The sequence below is a fragment of the Thalassotalea sp. LPB0316 genome (genome assembly GCF_014898095.1).
Taxonomy (GTDB): domain Bacteria; phylum Pseudomonadota; class Gammaproteobacteria; order Enterobacterales; family Alteromonadaceae; genus Thalassotalea_G.
The window spans coordinates 1896521-1919098 of record NZ_CP062946.1 but is presented as its reverse complement, the minus strand read 5'-3'; the positions used below and the strand labels follow the sequence as shown (position 1 = coordinate 1919098).

Sequence of the window (22578 nt, the reverse complement as noted above, 5' to 3'; positions counted from 1 at the left end):
GTTTTTTACTTGAATACCCATCTGCATCAGTAAAACAGATTTATCCATTAATTTATGAGCAGTAGGTTAGTATTAATAATCTATAAGTTAACGTTGGCTATGATTTCAAACTCAACTTTGGCTTCGGTGCCATTTATTGGTATTGCTAGAACTGAAGTTTCTTCAGTAGCCATAAAACCAAGACCAGAAATGGCATTGATAAGTCGTTCTTCATCAAAATCTATAACTTTTTCAATTTTTGAAATGCTATCAACTGTCATAACGATACAGTATTTAGAGTCTGGATGAGACAAAGTTATTTTTTTCCCGTCAACTACCGAGTTGACTTTATGGCCTAAATGAAACATCTGAAAAGCATTACAGTCTTTATTATCTACTTTATCAACTAGATTAAATTTAGATTGCTGTAATTTTAATTCAACTCTTCGTTCCACTCTTGTAGGATAACCATCACTAAACGCATTTATTTTCAATACTTGTTCTTTGTTAACAAACTTAGTTATTGCAGTTTTACCTGGAGCAATAGAAAACTCTTCATTCTCAATTGCCACGGTATTATGTGCCCAAGCACTTCTTAAAAATTTAGGGATAGGTTGTTCATATTCATGAGAATAAAAGCTTGGATCGATAAACCATTCAATACCATCAAAGAAAAAAGTAAACGAAAGATTGTCCTCATGTTTATGAGTTTGGGATAAGGCCGTTGAAAAGAAACAGAACATATATGGTATCTCATCAATATTCCCTTTCGAAACAGCGTAACCAGCTTTTTGTAGAACTACTTCTTTTACTTCAGGGTAAGCTTTACCTTGGAAAATATTTTCTCCGATTAGGGAATCAAGTCGAAATGTATCCCCTTGTGATGGACTTCTTCCATTAGGGTATCTTAAGAATGCCGACCATTTATCAAGTTCCACCGACACATCAGCAATATCATTTTTGATTTTCGAGAGGCTTGCTAACTGACCTGCAAACAAGCAAATACGCTGTATTCCTTGATGATAACCAATAGAGTTTTCCACGAAAATCGAATATCCATTATCGCGAACTATCAACTTATCTATTTGATCTTGAAGACGAAAAACAGCTACCTTTTCCCAGTGCTCACTCTGTTTTATTGAAGCAAAGCATAATGAAGAAAGCATTAACGCGATGTCTTGAAACCATGCGTGATTATGGTAAATTTCTCTTTGATTGTATGCATAAAAGCCTTCATGGGCCAATAACTCACAATGTTGTGAAATCGCATCTAACAACTGATCGTTAAATCTTTTATCAAACCTTACCGCAGAACCGAAAGACAAAAGCATTAAAAAGCTGATTAATCTTTCAGAAGTCCCATGGTCGTACCATGCAAACTTCACATCGTCAGTTTGTTGAAAGTAATGGTCGTTAAGCCAAGAGGTAATCAAAGACTTGGCTAAATATAGCGCCTCTGTATCCCTGTTTTCACGTGCATAAATCATTAGACAAATGGCTGCGTGCATTGCATGCCAAGAAAAGCGAAACGTATTAACATCACTGATTCCTTCAGGATACTTTTCATTGATCTTCCAGTTCAGCTTTTTTCCTCCTGGCATTGGATAACAACCATGTGTTAATAAAGTTTCAGCATAATCTGTATAGTCTCTGAAGCATTTCTTCATATGCTCAAAAAGAAACTCTTCTACAGGCCCTGACATATCAAACTGGTCGACCGTTAGAGTATGTGGCGCTTTTTCAAAAACAGTTAGATTTGACCAAACTATTTGACTACCCTGTTTAGATAGCTTTCCCTTAACAAAAACTTTAAGTTTGCTCAGTTCGAATGCACTTTTTTGTTTTTTATTTTGGATTAAAAAGAACAGGTCGCTTGTTGAAAAAGAAACATTAAACTTTGTTTCCTGTCTAACATGATTAATTTTTATATGTTCAAATTTACCATCAAGTTCTACTCCTACAGCTAAATAATCGATACTTTCCCAGTCAATTAGCTCTAGTTCAATATTAAACCGATTAACAATGTTAGATTCAGTAAAATTATAAGTAAAAGAGTGAACCCCTGCCTCACCAGAAAAACTCACTAAAACATTGTCACTGTAGATCTCACATTTACAGTTCCCTGAAAAGTGTTGTAATTTAAGCGAATTAAAGTCTGTATTATTCAAAGCGTTACCTTATCGAAATTTTTGTTTCAATTTTTTTCTCAAATTGAATGGGATGGACAATACAAATGGTATCCTTAGTCTGTAAAAAACGTTCTCCAGATATACCATGAAAAGGCGAACTTTTTTCACGCCCCTTAACAATTTGGAAATTTTCGCTATTCATCTCAATCACTAATGTGAAATTAGTGCTAGGATGAGTTAATTTGATTTCTCTATTCTGATGGCTAGCTTCTACACCTATACCTAATTGAAAAACTATATATGGTTGATTTTTAATAGAGCGCTTTAGGCGTTTCACTACATCTGAAATTAATAGCGATGCATTGTTGTAACACACATCAACATCGCGTTTTACTTCAATATGTTTGTAACAAGAATGAGAAGCCGATACATGAAACTTTGCATCACCAGAGTGAACATTGGAAATACTCGCTGTACCAGCACTTAAGTCGTAGTCACGATCTAACACAACTACATTATTATGAGCATTTGCACTTCTTAAGTATTTTGGTACATCGTCACTATACTCATGAGAATAAAAGCTAGGGTCATTAAACCATTCTACCCCATCAAAAAACAGCGTAAATGAAAGATTGTCTTGGTGCTTATGCACTTTACCTAAGCTAGTTGCAAAAAATGCGAAATAGAATTCTTTTTGATAGAAAAGTTCTTTTAACAGAACATAACCAGCTTCTGTAAAGTTGTATACTCCAGAATTAAACGGTAATGGTTCTATATCATCCATGTGATACTTGAAGGTGTCTCCAAAGGCTGGAAGTTCACCATTTGGATATTTGTACAACCTTAAAAAGTTTTTCATACCTCTTGCAATAAGAGGTATTTCAGAGAATTTTTTATTGTCAAACAAAATACCAGCAAACATATCTAAAATGCGATACAAAACATATTGATAACCGAGAGAGTTTTCTAGTGAAATAGCGTAATTAGGTACTTGATAGACAATATTTGTTATTTGATCTTCTAGCCTAGTTAATGCCACCTTTGACCAAAAAAGCTCTTTTTTGCCTTTAATATTTAGCGCAGAGCTTATTAATAACGCTAAGTCTTGAAAACAGCCATGATTATGATATCTATCGACTTGATCTCTACAGTAAAAAACTTCACTCGCGAGTAACTCACCCTGCTGACGAATAACATAATCAAGTTTTTTGAGCCGATTAGTCGGTAATTGATCCGCTCTAATCAGTGCTTGTTTCAATAAAATTGTGGCAATTTGGCGTTCCGAGACACCGTGATCATACCAATTATACTTAATATCTAACTCTGGTTTGATAAAGCTTTCATTATACCAGTGAAGAAAAATATCAAAAGCAGCTTGCAGAGCATTGTTGTTGTCATGGTAATGGTAATCTAACAATAAAATCAGAGCGGGATGTAAGGCAAACCAGGAATACCTTAGGGTGTTGTTTTCGTCTTCAAAAATGGGCTTAACATGCTGTTCATCCCATTCTATATTTACATTATTTATTAATGGGCATTTCCCACTCGCCAGAAAAATCTTTGCTTGATTGTGATAATTAGGAAAAATATACTTTAAATACTCGAATAATGAGGTAGAAGTACTATCACTTAAATGAGTGTTTTCTGCTGTTTCCAGAACTTTAATCGACTCTATATACCCAATTTCATATAGTTTTATAGATGCACCTTTTAGTCCAGGTTTACCCCTTAAGTAAATACGAATGTCATTAATATTTGCAACATTGTGCGTTTGATATAATTTCCAAGCTAAAGACTCAAAATTTAGATCAACGGGGATTTGAAGTCCTTGCGATGGATTTTCAACCTTGACATGAGCAAACCCATGTTCATCTGTAAAACCTAAAGCTAAATAACTGATCTCCTCCCAATCATCTAACCTCAAGTTAAATAAAAGTCCTTGAACCAAATATGCTTTATTTAAATCAAAATTAATTTGATAAGAGCCCAGCTCCCCTGAAAACTGAAAGCATAGAGAATCTTCTAGTGAGGTCGTTACGTAATGACCAATAAAATTTGACCTATCAAAGTATTTTCCCCCTTGAAAGGTATTCGTTTCTGTATTGTTTTGCTTTGCATAACCCCATAACTGATAGCAGTAGTTATCCGTTAGATAAGAGTTGGTGTCAGAAAAGAATAATGTCATATTGAACCAAAATACAGTTACTTATGTGAAAAAAGAGCAAGCTCTTGTTCAACAATAATATTTAAATCTGTTTGACGCCTAACTCTTTGTGACGCATTTTTTGAAAGTGTATTAAATAAAGCTTTTTCTTCGTAAAGTTTACTTAAACAATCAGCCATTCCTTGGTAATCCTCTCCTTCAACTAACATCCCTGATTTTTCGTCGACAAACTCAGGTATAGCGGTTACAGCATTGGAAATAACTACCAAGCCAGATGACATCGCTTCGTCCTTTGAAACGCCTTGTGCATCCATTCTAGTTGGACACAAGAATACACCATATTGTTTGTGCATCTGGGCTATTTCTTTTTGCTTCAAGAACCCCTTTGAAATCTTTACGTTGTTAAACTTCTTAAGTGGAGCCAGCAGCTCATCAAATAGTATACCGTCACCAACAAAATGAAATTCAAACTCAGAAAAATATGACTTTCTAGACAACAATTCAACAGCTTTCACACTCAGATCATTCGCATATTTCGCTGATGCATATGGTCTAATGGATAATACTTTCAGCCTCTGATCTTCACCTTTTTCTTGATACGAGAAAAGCTGAGTGTCTACAGGGTTGTGAATTATTACATAGGATTTCGAAGGCAACGATATACCTACATCTTCCATAACTTCATTAGCAAAATATTGAGATACAAAAACAAACTTCAAGTTTTTAGGTAGGTCCTTGAACAATGGTTGCCAAAAAGCCATACGTTCGGCGCTTTCACGTTTACCAATTTCTAAAGAAGCTTCATCACTATAATTATAAAGCCTCCTCCACCAAGGCTGAATTTCAGCACCATGAACCCATACCGTAACGTTAATATCAGGAAAATTTTTAAGTACTTCCCACATTTTTGCATCTAAAAAATGGACTAAAACATTGCTGTATTTGTGATACTTCAATAAGTGTTCTAAAACATCCCCACCACCAGTCACTACGTCAACATTGTCATATTCATGATGTGATATATTAGTATCAGGCCAAAACCTAAAGACATCAACATTAACATTTTTTTCTCTATACGAGTTCACTCGACTGTGTACAAATCCGTTTCGGTAAAGATTGTCGTATGAAGGGTAATGATTTGTCAGTACTAACGTATCTGATCTGCCAATAATTTTGGAAGGAAGCAGGATTCGTTTAGCAAAAGCGATCTCTTCAATTGTACAATTTCCGCTATTTAAAGCTCTAAAACCTAAGGAGAAACTCGATGCGCTATCGGGAATTGTTAATTTGAAGTTTTTGTTTGTCGGTACCATATCATGTGCAATTCTGGCATTGTCACTAGCGTAATAATAAACAACTAGATTAAGGTAGAGTCCAGAAGTTGTTTGAAGGTAAATATCAAGTTCGTTTGAATCTTGCAAACAATTATCTTTTAATAACGAAATGTCTTGTTTTATAGGAGAGTTTACATATTCATGTTTTTGATCTGACAATGAAGACACTAATCGCAGTTTATCATCCTCAAAATATAGCTCTACATTGGTCGTTTTGCATTTAGCAAACATGTTCTTTAATGCCGAAATATCGATAATCGCTTCGGATGACTTATTATAAGTTTGTTTAACTTTCGTTCTGATATATTCAAAACTAGCGCCACCAGGGCCTCTCATTCTATAACCTAGTCGAATATTCTCTGTATATTCAGGTATACTAATCGAATTATTTTGGTTACAAGTTAAAATGTCATGGTCTAAACGATTATTATCATCGTCTAAATAAATCAGCACTAAGTTTGCGTTATCACTTGCTTCTGAAGCTTTAACAAATACGCAATGGGTTTGTTTATTTTTAGCAAAAAATTCAGAGCGTTTAATTAGTTCATTTGAATATATGTATTGATGTTTATCACTTGGTAGTGTCGATTTTAAATAAACTACTCCATCACATGACGAAAGAGAAAGCTCACCTTCTTTTTTACTTTTAAACAAAGTTGCCAAACTGATTTCATTTTTACTATCCTCTGACTCTAATGTGCGATTAAAAAGAGGCTCAAAGTCAATAGAAAAAATTGTAGTCTTACCTGGGTGCCTTACTCGTATACTTAAATCAATATATTCAGTCCCAAAAGGGATATCTATAGTAGATTCCTCATTTAACACTATAATACTTTTAGAAATTTCTTGTTCTTCTTTGTTTAAAAGCGAAATTACAACTCTACAGTCTCCTTGACTTGCTCCATTTAACAACACCTTATTTAGAGTATTTTGCTGAAGAGCAAATTCAGAGATCAAATACGGCTTGTCGGCGTGAATATATTTGTAACTGTTTTTGTCAAGTGTTGAGTTTAGAATTAATGCTTTATTTGTTTTCTGCGTCCTAAGCGCACCTGTACGATGGTGTGCAAACGAACTACATAGATTTTTTGCGCTTATTGAGTGTTTATTTGCATCTCCACCTGGGCAGTCAATACTTAAGATTTCATCTAAAGAAAGACCAATATTATATTGTTGAGGGTCTTGTATTTTTGCTAATTTTTCAGGGGCTGCTAAGCGACCGTTTTGGCAATAATTGAACCGATCAATCGAAAGTATATCTTGTTTATTTTCAGATAAATACTGAGGAAGTAAAAGTAGCTCCTTTAAATTGTTAGCACTTAAATAACTGCATTTAACGATAGCCTGACGTAATGAAATTGAATTGATATATCGATATTCAAGCCCAGTGTTTGACAACGCTAGCGTACCATTATCATATTGATACATTGTCCCCTTTCCAATGACATTAGCGCTCGAATAATGTGTCGCATTCATCAGATCTCTTAGATAATTACCCCCATAAAAATCATTCACATCAAAAATTGCAAGCCATTGCTCTTGATTAACGTAGTTTGCTATTAGCTTAGTATCATGATTTTTAAGTGAAAAACGACCTTTAGATATTATTGAAACTCTATCGGTATTGGGAATTGTAGAGCGATAGTTTGCAAATATAATGAGCTTTTTGTCTCGATAAACTTGAGCCGCAAACATATCCATTATAGTTCTTGTCTCTAGCTCATTACTTGTAACTGAGATAACAACAACCTCAGGCTTTTCTATTTCACAGGCTTTATTAGTTAGTTTTTCAACGATAAACCGTAATCTTTCTTTATATGTATGTTGCTCTATGGCTTTGCGCAATCCAAGCAATCTTACTTTATCCCTATAATCAGAATCACGATCAAAAGACTTGACCTTATCAGCAATACCTTCACCACTATCGGAGCAAACCACTATATCACCGAACATCAGCCTTAATCCTTTAGAGAAGTTGCTCAATACTAAGGTGTTTGACGCCATTAATTCATATGCTCTTCGAGCAAACATAGATTGAGAGTTTTTAACTGAATTAAGGTTGATAGAATAATAATATCCCTTATAAGCTTTATCGATTTGATCGAACGGCAATGTACCTCTAATAAGGTGAGAATATTCATCTGGAAACATGTAACCGGGCATATCTTTGCCAAAATTACGATCAAAAATATCGATAGATTTGAACGACTGTAAATTGTCAATCATGCTATTGAAGTTAGCATTTCTCTCTGGGTATTGCTCGTAATATGCCCCTGCGAAACACACAGCATCTTTTCGTTCATCAGGAAGTTCAATAGGATTATTTACGAGTGGTTGACATGCAAACGGGAGAAGAAACACGTTATCATGCTTTAATTGCTTTTTATATTGAGAAACACAATCGATATCTGTTGTAAAAATAAAGTCAAACAGTGTCGCTACATTCAAAAAAGTAGAGAAATGAACAGGATCTTCTTTATTCCAAAAGCACGTGGGGATACTATTATTTTTGCACCAATTAACAATCCCGACTAACTCTCTAGAAATATGGCCAATTTTATTTTTCCACTTTTCATCTTTACCGCGCCAAGCTGATTCTATAAATAATAAATCGGGCTCAAAATCCTCAAGCTCTTTCTGCCAGTTTTCTGGGGATAACTGCATTAAACGACATTCAGGAGAATATGAATGGTAAGTAAAGTCGTCCATTATTACTGCCATTCGAACTGAAGCCAAATTAGGCTTGTTGAGTAAAGATTTCATAAGGTTTGCAATTCTTCTATCTTTGTGCTTTTTTTGTTTTGTAATCTAAATTAATTTAAGGAGAGTGTTACTACTTTTCCTCCTCAAAGCAGAACAAAAACTCCTGCATCAATAACAAATTTAATACAGAAGTTTTTAAAGTATTGAGGGGGACTTAGCCCCAAGTACCTTTGGTATCAATAACCAACTTACTCGGGTTGTCTGTAACTACGTTACTGGCAAATTCTTTATGGTTTACTAACTGCACTAAAATATCTGCCTGCATAATTGCACTATCAAAAGAGACTAAATCACTTTTTTTAAGAACGTTAGTTGGCAATGCTTCAATATTTGGCTCAACGATGAGCAAATTGCCTGCATGCAGCGTTTCAATATCTTTCGCAATTTGCAATGCTGGGCTTTCTCGTAAATCGTCGATATCAGGCTTAAAGGCGATACCAAAACAAGCAATGGTGACATCCGAAGCTGACTTTTCAGGATGTGCTAACAAGTATTCAGCAAGTTTTAGCTTAACTTGTTCAACCACCCATTTCGGCTTGTTATCATTCACTTCTCGCGCAGTGCGAATAATGCGTGCTTCTTCGGGTGTTTTACTCACGATAAACCAAGGATCAACCGCGATACAGTGACCACCAACACCACAACCAGGTTCAAGAATATTAACTCTAGGATGGCGGTTAGCTAGTCGAATCAGCTCCCAAACATTAATGTCTAATTTATCACAAATAACAGATAGCTCATTAGCAAAAGCAATACTGACATCACGAGAGCTATTTTCTGTAAGTTTAGCCATTTCAGCCGTGCGAGCATTCGTAATAACACACTCACCTTCAACAAAGATTTTATAAAGCTCAACAGCAGCTTGAGAACATTTAACCGTCATGCCACCAATGATGCGGTCATTTTCAACCAACTCACGAATAACATGGCCCGGCAACACTCGCTCCGGACAGTGTGCTATACGAATATCTGATTCTTCACCAGCATTTTGTGGGAATGTTAAATCTGTCCGAGCTTGCGCTAACCATTCAGCCATTTGCTCTGTTGCACCAACAGGTGATGTAGATTCAAGAATAACTAAATCGCCTTTTTTTAATACGGGTGCTATTGCATTTGAAGCGGCTTGAATATAAGACAAGTCAGGCTCATGATTATCGCCTTTAAAGGGGGTAGGAACGGCAATTAAAAATGCGTCTGCAGGTTCTGGTGTGGTCGTTGCTTTTAAATACCCTTCGGTAACAGCAGCATGTACAACAATATCCAATTCAGGCTCAACGATATGAATATCACCATTATTAATCGTTTTTACTGCATGTTCATTTACATCCACGCCTATTACGTTAACTTTGCGCGATGCAAATACAGCGGCCGTTGGTAAGCCTATATAACCTAAACCAACTACAGATATAGTGTTAAAACTCATTTTCTTTCCTACTAAACTTTTAAAACTTACTTATTAAACCGGATAAGTGCGTCGATAATACGCTGACAAGCATTACCGTCACCATAAGGGTTATGTGCAAAACTCATTGCATCATATGCCTCTTGGTTCGTTAATAATGTTGATATTTCATTAAAAATAACTTCAACATCTGTGCCAACGAGCTTAACCGTACCGGCTTCTAATGCTTCAGGTCGCTCGGTTGTATTCCTCATAACAAGTACTGGCTTACCTAATGATGGTGCTTCTTCTTGAATGCCACCAGAATCAGTTAAGATAATATTTGAGCGATTCATTAAATAAACAAATGGTAAGTACTCAAGTGGTTCAATTAAATGTACGTTTAAGGTTTCTGACAATAACCTTTCAACTGGCTCCCTTACATTAGGGTTAAGGTGAACAGGGTAAACCACATCAATATCAGGGAATTCTCTCGCAACTTTTGCTAAAGCTTCACAAATGCGTTCAAAACCACCACCAAAACTTTCTCGTCTATGGCCTGTTACCAGCACAATTTTTCGGTGTGGTGAAAGGAATTCGAATTTTTTAGAAATTTCAGCACTAAGTTCATCGTTATTACTTATTGAGTCAACAACGTTAAGCAATGCATCGATGACTGTATTACCTGTAATAACAATAGAGCTTTGTGCTACATTTTCTTGTAACAAGTTGTTGGCTGATGTTTGTGTGGGTGCAAAGTGCAAGTTTGCAATCGCTCCTGTTAGTTTGCGGTTGCCTTCTTCTGGCCAAGGAGAGAGTAAATTACCAGTACGCAATCCAGCTTCAACATGGCCAACAGGTACTTGCTTGTAATATGCGGCCAAACTTGTAGAGATCGTTGTTGCTGTATCGCCATGCACGAGCACCATATCTGGGGTGAACTCATTAAATACATCGCGTAACCCTAGTAAAATACGGCTAGTAACATCGTATAGATCTTGCCCTGCTTTCATAATATTCAAATCAAAATCAGGTGTTAATTTAAATAACTCTAGAACTTGATCAAGCATCTCTCTATGCTGGCCTGTTACACAAACTTTATGTTCAAAGCGCTCGTCATTGTTAAGAGCAATAGCTAATGGCGCCATTTTAATGGCTTCTGGTCTAGTACCAAATACACTAAGTACTTTCATTTAAATAAGTCCTAAAATTAATTTAATTCTTTAATGGTAGCGATTAATATTTTAACAATACCGAAAAGTAGTAATAAGATAATCGCAAATAATGTTAGGTTGTACACAACCTTGGGATACTGATTATCATCGGGCAGTGTCGACGACTCGACAGTTACTAAATACTGTAGCTTTCTATAGGCCTCTATCCGTGATTTTTCGAGGGATATTAAAGAAGAACTATAAGCTTGTAAAGCAAGCTCTAGCTCTATCTTATAATCAGAAAACGCAGCTAATTTAGTGGCGACATTATCTGCACTATAATCACCTGATATTCTTTTGTTTTCTTCGACCAGTTGCTTCTCTAGTGCTGCAATCATATCTTTTGTGGCGATAATCTCTGGTGAGTTTTCTGCCATTGTAAGTTGCAACGATTTTAGCTCAGCTTTTTTTACCGAAATATTACTTTCTAATGAATAGGCTATTTGTTGTAAGGCAGCCCCTTCAGCGGCAGGGTCAAGTAACTTATTTTCGCGCTGAAAATCAAGCAAGTTTTTCTTTGCATCTTGTAATTTAGTGACAACTATATCGTGCTCACCGTTAATAAAAGCCATTTGTTCTTTGGCTAATTTATGCCCAATACTGTTAATAAACCACTCTGAACGTTTAATGAGTAACGTACTCAATTGTTGTGCGTACTGTGGTTCGAAAGCCTGAATATTGATACTAATAATAGTGGAGAGATCATCAACCTCAACGCTTACATGGTTTTGATAGTACTCTAAAAATTCTTCTGCTGTATTGTCACTTGCCAAGCGACTAAATATATCAACATTGGTAGACGTATAATGTTCCCTTAACCTTAGGTTTTCATCTAAATAATTGAGCATATCAGCAGATAATATATATGCTCTCACCAAATGATTATCTGTACTTCCCCCTGGAACTCCTAACCCTGTTAGCATAGCCATAGCTGGATCCATTGTCGCCATACCATTAGGTTGCTCGATTATTACTTTTGCATGACTCTCATACCTAGGGCTAGCCCATACACTTAAGTAAAAAGCATATAAGAGCCATGGAAAAAAAACAAAGAGGAATATGGGTTGTTTACTATATGCCTTTAGCGTATCCAGTATACTGTTATCGCTTTTATCAGCTTCTGTAACGTTAGTTTTAACGATAAGCTCTTCAGTCGAATTTTGTTGCTCTTCTTGTTCAATAATAGAGTCAATTTTTGAAAGCGATAGCTGGTTATCTCCATCATTAATTAGTCTTCTTAATTGAGTCATTCTTGCTTTGATTGATACAGATTTGTTATCTAAGCGATATGCATGAAGAGCCAACCTATAGGCTAAATCAAGGTCATCGCCTTCATAGGTTTTCGACAATTCAATAAAGTAATACGGATCTTTGATTTGGCTAGCCGTTAACCCCGCCTTTATGCGGTTAAACTTTTGTTCTATTAATTCAGCTTTTTTATCTGTCATTTTTATAATTCTTGGTAAACTTTAATCGCTTCTTCAATGTCATCGATATAGCTAAGTTGGCCATTATCCAGAATAATCGCACTGTCGCAAAACTCTCGAATTTCTATCATATCATGGCTCACCATAATCACATTAGCACTTTGGCTCTTTTCCGTGAGTGCTTGTTTGGCTTTTCTTTTAAACTTAGGGTCACCAACGGAAGTGACCTCATCAATTAAGTAGATATCAAAATCAATAGCCATACAGCAAGCAAACGCTAAACGAGAACGCATCCCACTCGAGTAACTCTTTACCGGTAAGTTAAACTTAATACCGAGCTCTGAGAACAACTCTACTTTGCGCTCATAGCGTGCCAGTTCTTTAACACCATTAACACGCCCAATAAACCGCGTGTTTTCTCTACCTGTCATTTCAGGATGAATACCAGTAGCTAAAGCTACAGGCCATGAAATACTAACTTCTGAAATAATGTTGCCCTTTTCTGGATATTCACTGCCAGCGATGAGACGAAAAAGTGTCGACTTACCGGCTCCGTTTTTACCAAGAATAGCGATATTTCTTTTAGATGGTATATCAAAAGAAAGGTTTTCAAATACATACTGATTACCGAGTTTAGAAGGGTAATATTTAGTAATATTATTCAACCTAATCATCTACTTAGCACCCTTTTCCAGCAGGCTTGGTAGGCAAACAGTGAAAAAGCTACTAAGACGAGCGTACATAAGTACATATAACTCAGAGAAACACCTTGTGCATTAAACATCGGATATGCGGCATCACGAGATAATTCAACCGCATGTAAAATTGGATTCCAATCAAAGATATACCAATATTCTTTGGGGATGTCTTTTAAGCTAAAGAAAATACCTGACATAAAGAATAACGGTCGTTGAATTAATGCTCTCAACTTTTCTATTTCAGGAACAAAGGCTCTTGCTACAGCAAAAGCCAAACCTAAACCTACTGCTAACAACCATACATTTACTATACAGAGCAAAATAGTTATCGGATCTGATATGTGAATACCAATATTTAATAAGTACAATATTAACATTAAGACGATTACAACAAAGACGATTGTTAACAGTTCAAAAACAGCTGTTGCAATAATAGTGCTGATAGGTTGGACTTGTCTAAACGCAAATAGAGCCTTATTTTTATTTATTGCACTTGCTGTACTATCAAAAACTGATAAGAACATCCTCACCATTAACATGCCATAAATCATAAACACCAGTGTTGGCATGTAATGGGTAATATTTCCACTAATTAAGCTTCGAAAGTAAGATAAAAAGAAAATAAATATTAATGGGTTTATCACCGCCCAACTAATACCCACTTTGTCATTAAATTGACTTTTTATTTCTCGAACAAATAAAGCGAAAACAACATCACACCATATTTGGAAGTTATTTCTGCGCTGAACCGAAGCCATTAGTTAATCGCGTTTGCCGTTACTGCAATTTGGTATAATATCTGAGTGATGTCTTTAACCGTTTGCATGGTTTTGGTTTCTATTTTCGGTAGTACGAGAATTTTATCACCAGCAACCAGTTTTGTTTCTCCTGAAGAGCCATACCAGTTGCTTTCTAAGTCGATAAACTCTGACAAACCATTGGCGTGAATAACAACCAGCTTTTCATAATCGGCTCTATCTGAATAGCCACCTGCCCAGGCAATATAATCTTCTAACGTTGCTTGTGCGTTGTAAACTACCGCTTGTGGCATTAATACTTCACCACCGATTTGAATTAAGTCTGTTTTTGCCGGAATAACGATTTTATCGCCCTGCTCAAGTGCGATATTGGCGATTTTGCCATTGTCGGCAACAACTACCCGCCCTAGTGGCTCAACTTCACGCGCGCGCTCAACAAACTCTGAAACTAGTCGCGCTTCTTGGGTGCGGATACTTGCTTCACCTGTTGATCCTGTTGGTGCGAAAAATACTGAACGCTCTAGTCTATCAAGCGACTTATCTAAGATTTCTTTTTGCTCTAGCTTTACGCTTTCACGCAAGATATAAATGTTTTCAAAATCAGCTAATGCTTCATCTATTTCTACATGGCTCAGCAAATCGTGAAGTTTTGTTGATTTATTAACGGCAAAATATGATGGCCCTAAATAACTGCCCATAATTTCAATGTCGTAAATTTGAGCGTGTAGATCATCGTTAAAAAATAGTTTGTCGCCATCTGCTAATTGGTAATTAGTAAAATCAGCTAATGGTAAATATATTGAAAATGGCTCGTTGTTGCGTTTACCCATTACCGCTACGTGACTCGTTATAGTGAGTGGCTTAGCGTAGTCGATGAGTTGCTCACCGGTGATAGTGTTATCACCAAATTCGAACCTAAACGGGTTGCGAACTTTACCCGACACGCTGATCACCGCCTTTTGTTCAGAGACAAAAATCACGTCTTGATCTTTAAAACTGATGTTAGCTAGTCGGCCATTTTTTACAAAATCGTATAAATCAACACTATGGATTGTTTCACCGTTTCTGATCACATTGATTTCACGGTAACTGCCGCGATCTGAGTCAATACCGCCAGCGCGTTTTAAATAGTAAAGAATACTGTCGGAAGCCATGCCTGCATACTGACCAGGTCTTATGACTGAGCCAGCAATAAACACCGAAACAGGTGTTGCAGTAAGTAAGTTAACGTAAACTTGTACGTTTTTCTTATAAACCGATTTAATTTTTGAGGTAACTAAGGCATTAACTTGGCTTGCCGGTACATTGAGTACATTAACAGGGCCAATATTGGGGATAAATATATTGCCCTGATTATCAACGGTTACCACATTTGAGAAACTAACCGCCCCCCACATCCAGATATTTATTTTATCGCCCGCAGCAATGAGGTAATTGTCGTTCAAGCCATCGCTGCGCTCCGTTTCATAACCGCCGGCAAAAATATTAGCACCATAAGGAGGAGACAATTCGTCGTCAATCTGAGGAAGTAGTTGGCGAATATCCGCTTCACCCGGTAATAAAATGCCTTGTCTTGCTTGCAAATTGTACTGCCCTTGTGAAGGCAAGCCACTAGCTTGTTGACTACCTATGACATTGGCATCGGCATTAGCAAATATTTGAGACTGAGGTACATTAATTTGTCTTCCAGCCTGTTCATTTGCTTTTTGCTGTTCCTGCAGTTGAAGCAGCTCTTCAACGCTTTGGCCATTTACAGCGCCACAAAACAATGTTGAGAGAATAAACAAGTAAGCTTTATTGCGCATATTGAGCCTCCGTTTCGAATAAAACGCTAGGTGACTGCTCAACCACAATATGAGGCACTAACTTCCAACCATCAAGCGGCGCTTTACATACGATGCGTTTATTGACGTTCGAGTGATTGATACTCAACCTCATGCACTCTTCACCTAAGGCCGATAAATACTTAGCTTCTACCACAAAACTGTAATTATTAACTGTTCGCGAATCACCTATGTTTAAGCCATCTAGCACTGAAGCTTGTTGTTTTGAGATAACATTAGGCTCTGTCTTGATTTCGGAGACTAAAGGTTGTGATGAATATACTACCGGAGGTTTACTTGAACAGGCACTGATTAAAATAGCCGTACAAATAGTCGATAAAAATTTAATTTTGCTCATTATTATTTTTTCAGATTAACTCGGCGCTTATTAACTTTAGGGCTGACAAACTTCAACACTCTACTATAAACGATGAAGAGAAAAATGAAAGCCCACAACATAACTGACTCTGGCCACTGATTTACCTGGCCGAGTATGCCAATAATACAAAATACAACTGAGATTAGCGTAATAGTAACGAGCGCTTGGGTTGATGATAACCCGGCTTTTAATAAAATATGGTGTAAATGATCTCTATCAGGTTTAAAGGGTGAGTTACCTTTTTTAACGCGACGAATGATAATCGCTAGCATATCCATAAGCGGTACTGCGACTATCCATAATGCTGTAACAGGGTGAAATGCTGCGCCTGGCTCTTGTGTTCCTAAAGATAATAAAACGATAATGGTAAGGCCTATAAACATGCTGCCAGCATCGCCCATGTATATTTTATTGGCTTTGTGTTTTAACAATTTCATGTTAAACGCTAAATACGGTAATAGAGCAACACAAACAATAAGAGGGAAAGTAACGTTTTGATATTGCCCATTTAAATAAAACAATATAGCAATAGCTAAAAACGTATTAAGCGATAACATCCCTAATAAGCCATCTATGCCGTCGATCATGTTAAAGGCGTTCATTAATACCATAACGGCTAGGTAGGTAAATAAAATACCAAGTACACCAAGTTCAATATCACCCCAACCAAATAAATTCCCGAGCTGAGATATATTCACCCCTGCCCCGTTAACAATAATACTAGCGATGATCACTTGACCAAAAATACGCACTCTAACGCTTAGATCGTATTTATCATCAATCATGCCGATAAAAACGGTGAGCGTAGAGGCGATTAAATAAAGTTGAAGTGTTCTAGATTCTTGTAACCAAACAGAGCTACAAACAAGTACGGCAACATAAATTGAAAGACCACCGATAAGGGGAATATGACCACTGTGTTTTTTGCGCGAACACGGTTTATCAACTAAGCCAAAGCCTTCAGCCAGAGGCTCCATAATTTTGATCGACAAAAGGGCACAGATAAAAGAGGTAAAGACTATTGGTAAAAGCTGATTAAGCTCCATCTTAACTACACCTTAAATACAAAATAAACTTGGGAAAATAACAACCTGAGATGTATCTTGAGCAGAAAAATAATCAGTTATTTTTAAAGCCATTACTTCAACTCCTTTGAGCATGCTTTAGTGATAAAATATCAGTTGTATAGGTTAACGGGCCTTATTATAGCCCGTTTTTATAACCAAATGAACAGTTTGTACGAAAAAAAGCGTAATTAAATTACATTATTATTACAGAGAACTCTTGTTTAGTTGTTTAACGAGTTGACATACCAAGGCATAGCTTTAGAGATACCATCAAGGATTCGGTATTCAGGTTCATAACCGAGTAATGAGTTTATCTTTGAGATATCGGCTTGTGAGTGTCTAACATCACCAGCTCTAAAGTCGCGATAAATAGCTTCTTTACTATATTCAATAACATTTTCAGCAAGGGCTGATTGAATACTTGAAAACAACGTATTTAAGGTTGTTCTGTCACCTACTGCAACATTGAAAACGTTGTTTTTGGCATCTTCATCGGCCATTGCAGCTAAAATATTGGCTTGTACTGCATTTTCAATAAAGCAAAAATCTCGGCTCGTTTCACCGTCTCCGTTAATGAATAAATCTTCATTTTTGATCATTGCAGCTGTCCACTTAGGAATTACTGCAGCGTAAGCGCCGTCTGGATCTTGTCGTTTACCAAAGACATTAAAGTAACGTAAACCAACTGATTTCATACCATAGGTTTTAGCAAACACATCGGCGTATAATTCGTTAACGTATTTTGTTACCGCATAGGGTGATAATGGTTTACCAATGTTTTCTTCTACTTTGGGCAGCGCAGGATGATCGCCATAAGTAGAGCTAGAAGCCGCATAAACAAAGGTTTTAACTTGTGCTTCTTTCGCGGCCGTTAACATATTTAAAAAGCCTGTAACGTTAGCACTGTTTGAGGTAATGGGATCAGCGATTGAACGCGGCACACTACCCAAAGCCGCTTGATGTAAAATAAAATCAACGCCTGCGATGGCTTTAACACAATCATCGTAGTTGCGAATATCACCTTGATAAAAGGTGAAGTTATTCCATTGCTCGCCAGTGACTTCACCTTGCACTTCGTCAAGGTTTTTTTGATACCCTGTAGCGAAGTTATCAAGCCCGATAACCTTTTGATTTAGCTTTAATAAATGTTCAAGTAAATTTGAGCCGATAAAGCCAGCGCAGCCTGTAACAAGCCATGTATATTGAGTCGATAAAAGTTGTTGTTTTACTTCTTGGTAACGGGTCATTGTAAATGCTTCGGTTAAATAATTGTCAGACAATTGGACTTGATATCCATACGGTGTTTATTAGTTTAATGGCTAGGATTTGCTTAGGTCAATGACCGTATTAACATTTTGTTGAACTAACGTTACGAGCCGCACCTGAGTAGTCGGGTATCTTTGTGCGCTGATAAGTGAGTCATACCCGAGTAGTCGGGTATCTTTATATTGTGAAAGAGGAGATTACCGCCTTCGCGGTAATGACAGTCGTGGATGAATACGTGGTAATGATGTTACGAGTCATACCCTAGTAGTCGGGTATCTTTATATTGTGAAAGAGGAGATTACCGCCTGCGCGGCAATGACGACAAGGGGTCAGAGATTCCCGCCTGCGCGGCAATGACGATAAGGGTTCAGAGATTCCCGCCTCGATAATTGCTCCTGCATTATTCTACTTACCTACATCCATGTAGGCATTCGCGGGAATGACAATAGATTCAGAGTTTACAACCGAATATCAGCCGCGCTTTGATCTAACATGTATTTCAAATCATAAATAACATGTTGTGGTTTCATCAATGCTTTGATTTCTTCAATAGTCATTGCTTTAAATTCGTTATGAGCAACGGCAAAAATCACTGCGTCGTACTTATTTACTTCAGGCTTTTCAATAAGTGATACACCATACTCATGCATCGCCTCTTCTGGGTTTACCCAAGGATCGTAAACGTGAGCATTGATATCGTAATCGGCAAGTTCAGTTAAAATATCCACAACTTTAGTGTTGCGAACATCAGGGCAGTTTTCTTTAAAGGTTAATCCCATAACCAGTACGTTGGCGTCGTTTACCTGAATCTTTTTCTTGATCATCGCTTTGGTGAGCTGCGATACCACATATTCGCCCATGGCGTCATTGATACGGCGACCCGCTAAAATAACTTCAGGGTTGTAACCAATGGCTTGCGCTTTATGGGTTAAATAGTATGGGTCAACACCAATACAGTGGCCACCAACTAAGCCAGGGCGGAATGGCAAGAAATTCCATTTAGTACCTGCCGCTTTTAATACTTCTTCGGTATCTATACCCAGTTTATTGAAAATTACGGCTAATTCGTTAACGAGTGCAATATTTAAATCACGTTGGGTATTTTCAATGACTTTGGCAGCCTCTGCTACCTTAATTGATGAGGCTTTGTAGGTACCTGCTGTAATAATTGACGCATACACTGAGTCAATAAATTCAGCGATTTCTTCATTTGAGCCAGAGGTTACTTTTAAAATATTCGTTACTCTGTGCTCTTTATCACCTGGGTTAATTCGTTCAGGGCTGTAACCTGCAAAAAAGTCTTGGTTAAACGTTAAGCCAGATACTTTTTCAACTTCTGGTAAACAAGCTTCTTCTGTTGCACCTGGGTAAACCGTTGACTCGTAAACGATAATATCACCTTGTGAAACCACACTACCTAACATTTGGCTTGCTTTAATCAGCGGTGTTAAATCAGGCTGCTTATATTCATCAATTGGTGTTGGCACAGTAACGATATAAAAATTACACGACTTTAAGTCGTCAACATTACATGAATATTCAATTAACGGAGAATCTGCGAGTTCTTCTTTCGAAACTTCAAGGGTGAAGTCCTCACCGGCTTTAAGTTCTTCAACCCTTTTTTGATTGATGTCAAAGCCTAGTGTTTTATATTTCTTTCCAAATTCAACTGCAAGTGGCAAACCAACGTAGCCTAAGCCAATAATACCTATTTTTAAATTTGTTAACGAAGCGTGCATGCTAATGAAGTTCCAATTAGGTGATAATATTTAAATAATGTCACTATTTAACCGTCTAAATTACAGTTTTGCAACATATTAACCACTTAAACCTGTGCTATTTCTTTCGTTGCTCAAAAATAATTCAATTTAAGTAAAATGCACTGATTAATTTACACGCACTTGGGCGCGCAATTACATATCCTAACCGCAATTAGCTTGCCTTTACCTAATGGCGCAGGTATAACACGGGTGGTAAAAAAAATTTAACTACAATTTTCAAGAATACTGGAAAGGATAATTACATGAATAAACCTGCGACGGGAACCATGCTTGGTCACCCGAAAGGACTCTTCCTCTTATTTGGTACTGAAATGTGGGAACGTATGAGTTACTACGGTATGCGTGGTATTTTCGTTCTTTACTTAGTAGCCTTTGCAAGCAATTTTGGTTGGGATATGTCGTACTTCGGTATTGACCCTACGTCACCAACTGCTGCTGACGATTACTCAAAAGCACTACAATCAAACGCATTAGGTATTTTAGGTACTTATGCAATGTTAGTTTATATCACACCAGTCATTGGTGGTTGGGTAGCTGACAACTACTGGGGCCAGCGTAAATCAATTATCGTTGGTGGTGTATTAATGATGCTAGGTCAATTTGCCCTAGGTACACCGCATGACATGATCAAAGGCCTAGAAGTTACTTTCTTATGGTTAGGTTTAGGCCTAATGATTGTGGGTAACGGTTTCTTCAAGCCAAACATTTCAACGATGGTTGGTGACTTATACGAAGACGGTGACAAACGTCGTGATGCGGCATTTACCATCTTCTACATGGGTATCAACTTAGGTTCAATCTTGGGCTACATGGTTGTTGGTACCATTGGTGAGAAAGTTGATTACCAATACGGTTTCTTAGCCGCAGGTGTTGGTATGCTAGCAGGTGTTATTTTACAACTTGCGATGTCAAACAAATACTTAGGTGACATCGGTGTTGAGCCTTCTGCCAAGCAACAGTCTGGTGACGAAATTGCTTCTAATAAGCCGCTAACGCCAGAAGAGCGCGACCGCGTTAAAGTTATTTTAATTATGTCGTTCTTCACGATTGTATTCTGGGCTGGTTTTGAACAAGCGGCGGGTTCAATGAACTTATTCGCTAAGTACAAAACTGACTTAGTGTTCTTTGGCTGGGAAATGCCGGCATCTTGGTTACAATCAGTAAACCCATTATTTATTATTATCATGGCGCCAATGTTTGCTGCGCTTTGGTTACGTATGGGTGAGGCTGAGCCTAATTCGCCGAAGAAGTTTGCCTTAGGTATGTTCTTCTTGGGCCTAGGCTTCGTGTCTATGGTTGGTGCGGCACTTCAAATCGGTGACGATCCTAACCTTAAAGCACACGTCATTTGGTTAGTAATGGCCTATATTTTCCATACGATGGGTGAATTATGTTTATCGCCAATCGGTTTATCTATGGTATCTAAGCTAGCACCATTGAAATACTCTTCATTACTGATGGGTGTTTGGTTCCTATTCTCAGGTTTAGGTAACAAAGCAGCGGCTGAAATCGGCAAGTTAGTAGGTGAAGCAGGCCCACTATCAACATTTGGTGGTGTAGCAATTATGGCGTTTATCGCAGGTATCATTTTATGGTTAATGAGCGACAAGCTAGTTGACTGGATGCACGGCGCTGAAGATTCACACCCACAAGATTTGGACGGCCGTTTAGAAGAAGAAATGGCAGTTACGGGTACTCACGAAGGTATGCAAGAAGAGCGTACTAAGTAATTAGTACTTGATTTAATAAATGGGGTCAGAGTAAATTTACTCTGACCCCATTTTTATTTGAGCCTATGAGCCTTTATCAAACACAACAACGACAAAAATTGCGCAGCTCGATAAGGCAACGTCGTAACGACCTCTCAAGAGCTTTTCAAATAAAAGCTGAACAACAATTACTCTCGCAACTTTCATCCTACTGTACTCAACATCAAGTTAAATCAGTGGCTATTTATTTGGCTAATGACGGAGAGTTGCAAACCGATGCATTTATCTCGTGGTGTTGGCAACATAACGTTAATGTTTACTTGCCGGTTATCCACCCATTTAGCAAACATCATTTATTGTTTTTACACTATAGTCCTGAAACCGAAATGCAAACTAATAGGTTCGGCATTCGCGAACCGATGCTTAACGTACAGCAAGTGATAGCGCCAACGCAATTAGATGTATTGTTTACACCATTAGTCGCCTTTGATGCCATGGGCAATCGCATGGGTATGGGCGGAGGCTTTTACGATAGAACGCTTGCACATCTGAACAATGCTCATACACAAGTGATTGGTTTGGCACACGATTGCCAGCAAGTAGAGTCGATTCCGACTGAGCCATGGGATATTCCTTTATCGCAAATTATCACACCAACTCAGCGAATAAATTGCCAGTAAATTGGGCTCGTTTAACATCCAATCTA

Annotated in this window: 15 protein-coding genes; 2 read left to right on the top strand and 13 right to left on the bottom strand. The window is 37.5% G+C overall.

The annotated features are described in order from the left end of the window. Positions 1-80 precede the first annotated feature (80 nt). The 13 genes from LP316_RS08520 to tviB form a co-directional block, all read right to left on the bottom strand. Entirely contained in the window at positions 81-2147 is a 2067-nt protein-coding gene (locus tag LP316_RS08520) for a heparinase II/III family protein (RefSeq protein WP_193020585.1), read from the bottom strand. A 4-nt stretch (positions 2148-2151) separates the two neighbouring features. Beyond that, on the bottom strand, positions 2152-4293 hold the full coding sequence (locus LP316_RS08515) for a heparinase II/III family protein (protein ID WP_193020584.1): 2142 nt from the start codon (positions 4291-4293) through the stop codon (positions 2152-2154). Between the two features lie 17 nt (positions 4294-4310). Next, positions 4311-8369, bottom strand: coding sequence for a glycosyltransferase (locus tag LP316_RS08510; RefSeq protein ID WP_193020583.1), 4059 nt, complete (start codon positions 8367-8369; stop codon positions 4311-4313). 154 nt (positions 8370-8523) lie between these two features. Continuing rightward, entirely contained in the window at positions 8524-9792 is a 1269-nt protein-coding gene (gene wecC / locus LP316_RS08505) for a UDP-N-acetyl-D-mannosamine dehydrogenase (RefSeq protein ID WP_193020582.1), read from the bottom strand. Between the two features lie 26 nt (positions 9793-9818). Beyond that, a complete protein-coding gene (gene wecB / locus LP316_RS08500; RefSeq protein WP_193020581.1) occupies positions 9819-10943 on the bottom strand; it encodes a non-hydrolyzing UDP-N-acetylglucosamine 2-epimerase in 1125 nt (374 codons plus the stop codon). 17 nt (positions 10944-10960) lie between these two features. After that, a complete protein-coding gene (locus LP316_RS08495; protein ID WP_226960699.1) occupies positions 10961-12412 on the bottom strand; it encodes a lipopolysaccharide biosynthesis protein in 1452 nt (483 codons plus the stop codon). Between the two features lie 2 nt (positions 12413-12414). Further along, positions 12415-13065 (bottom strand): ABC transporter ATP-binding protein, encoded by a 651-nt coding sequence (locus LP316_RS08490; RefSeq protein ID WP_193020580.1) that lies wholly within the window; start codon positions 13063-13065, stop codon positions 12415-12417. After that, positions 13062-13847, bottom strand: a complete 786-nt coding sequence (locus LP316_RS08485) for an ABC transporter permease (protein WP_193020579.1) — start codon at positions 13845-13847, stop codon at positions 13062-13064. The genes LP316_RS08490 and LP316_RS08485 overlap by 4 nt, the downstream gene beginning before the upstream one ends. Then, the gene (locus LP316_RS08480) at positions 13847-15652 is read right to left on the bottom strand and encodes a polysaccharide biosynthesis/export family protein (protein WP_193020578.1); all 1806 of its coding nucleotides are present in this window, start codon (positions 15650-15652) and stop codon (positions 13847-13849) included. The genes LP316_RS08485 and LP316_RS08480 overlap by 1 nt, the downstream gene beginning before the upstream one ends. Further along, the gene (locus tag LP316_RS08475) at positions 15642-16028 is read right to left on the bottom strand and encodes a DVU3141 family protein (RefSeq protein WP_193020577.1); all 387 of its coding nucleotides are present in this window, start codon (positions 16026-16028) and stop codon (positions 15642-15644) included. Before LP316_RS08475 ends, LP316_RS08480 begins: the two co-directional genes overlap by 11 nt. 2 nt (positions 16029-16030) lie before the next feature. Further along, positions 16031-17095 (bottom strand): UDP-N-acetylglucosamine--undecaprenyl-phosphate N-acetylglucosaminephosphotransferase, encoded by a 1065-nt coding sequence (gene wecA / locus LP316_RS08470; protein WP_193020576.1) that lies wholly within the window; start codon positions 17093-17095, stop codon positions 16031-16033. 242 nt (positions 17096-17337) lie between these two features. Beyond that, on the bottom strand, positions 17338-18363 hold the full coding sequence (locus LP316_RS08465; protein WP_193023850.1) for an NAD-dependent epimerase/dehydratase family protein: 1026 nt from the start codon (positions 18361-18363) through the stop codon (positions 17338-17340). A 477-nt stretch (positions 18364-18840) separates the two neighbouring features. Continuing rightward, on the bottom strand, positions 18841-20121 hold the full coding sequence (gene tviB / locus LP316_RS08460) for a Vi polysaccharide biosynthesis UDP-N-acetylglucosamine C-6 dehydrogenase TviB (RefSeq protein WP_193020575.1): 1281 nt from the start codon (positions 20119-20121) through the stop codon (positions 18841-18843). Positions 20122-20405: 284 nt separating this feature from the next. On the opposite strand from tviB, the gene LP316_RS08455 reads away from it, so the two are divergent. Both LP316_RS08455 and LP316_RS08450 read left to right on the top strand, forming a co-directional pair. Further along, positions 20406-21893 (top strand): peptide MFS transporter, encoded by a 1488-nt coding sequence (locus LP316_RS08455; protein WP_193020574.1) that lies wholly within the window; start codon positions 20406-20408, stop codon positions 21891-21893. Positions 21894-21958: 65 nt separating this feature from the next. After that, positions 21959-22552, top strand: coding sequence for a 5-formyltetrahydrofolate cyclo-ligase (locus LP316_RS08450; protein ID WP_193020573.1), 594 nt, complete (start codon positions 21959-21961; stop codon positions 22550-22552). Positions 22553-22578 lie beyond the last annotated feature (26 nt).

Bases quoted from the DNA above. Each gene is read 5' to 3' on its own strand.
- LP316_RS08515 (WP_193020584.1), bottom strand. From the start codon at position 4,293: ATGACATTATTCTTTTCTGACACCAACTCTTATCTAACGGATAACTAC.
- LP316_RS08510 (WP_193020583.1), bottom strand. From the start codon at position 8,369: ATGAAATCTTTACTCAACAAGCCTAATTTGGCTTCAGTTCGAATGGCA.
- wecC (WP_193020582.1), bottom strand. From the start codon at position 9,792: ATGAGTTTTAACACTATATCTGTAGTTGGTTTAGGTTATATAGGCTTA.
- wecB (WP_193020581.1), bottom strand. From the start codon at position 10,943: ATGAAAGTACTTAGTGTATTTGGTACTAGACCAGAAGCCATTAAAATG.
- LP316_RS08495 (WP_226960699.1), bottom strand. From the start codon at position 12,412: ATGACAGATAAAAAAGCTGAATTAATAGAACAAAAGTTTAACCGCATA.
- LP316_RS08490 (WP_193020580.1), bottom strand. From the start codon at position 13,065: ATGATTAGGTTGAATAATATTACTAAATATTACCCTTCTAAACTCGGT.
- LP316_RS08485 (WP_193020579.1), bottom strand. From the start codon at position 13,847: ATGGCTTCGGTTCAGCGCAGAAATAACTTCCAAATATGGTGTGATGTT.
- LP316_RS08480 (WP_193020578.1), bottom strand. From the start codon at position 15,652: ATGCGCAATAAAGCTTACTTGTTTATTCTCTCAACATTGTTTTGTGGC.
- LP316_RS08475 (WP_193020577.1), bottom strand. From the start codon at position 16,028: ATGAGCAAAATTAAATTTTTATCGACTATTTGTACGGCTATTTTAATC.
- wecA (WP_193020576.1), bottom strand. From the start codon at position 17,095: ATGGAGCTTAATCAGCTTTTACCAATAGTCTTTACCTCTTTTATCTGT.
- LP316_RS08465 (WP_193023850.1), bottom strand. From the start codon at position 18,363: ATGACCCGTTACCAAGAAGTAAAACAACAACTTTTATCGACTCAATAT.
- tviB (WP_193020575.1), bottom strand. From the start codon at position 20,121: ATGCACGCTTCGTTAACAAATTTAAAAATAGGTATTATTGGCTTAGGC.
- LP316_RS08455 (WP_193020574.1), top strand. From the start codon at position 20,406: ATGAATAAACCTGCGACGGGAACCATGCTTGGTCACCCGAAAGGACTC.
- LP316_RS08450 (WP_193020573.1), top strand. From the start codon at position 21,959: ATGAGCCTTTATCAAACACAACAACGACAAAAATTGCGCAGCTCGATA.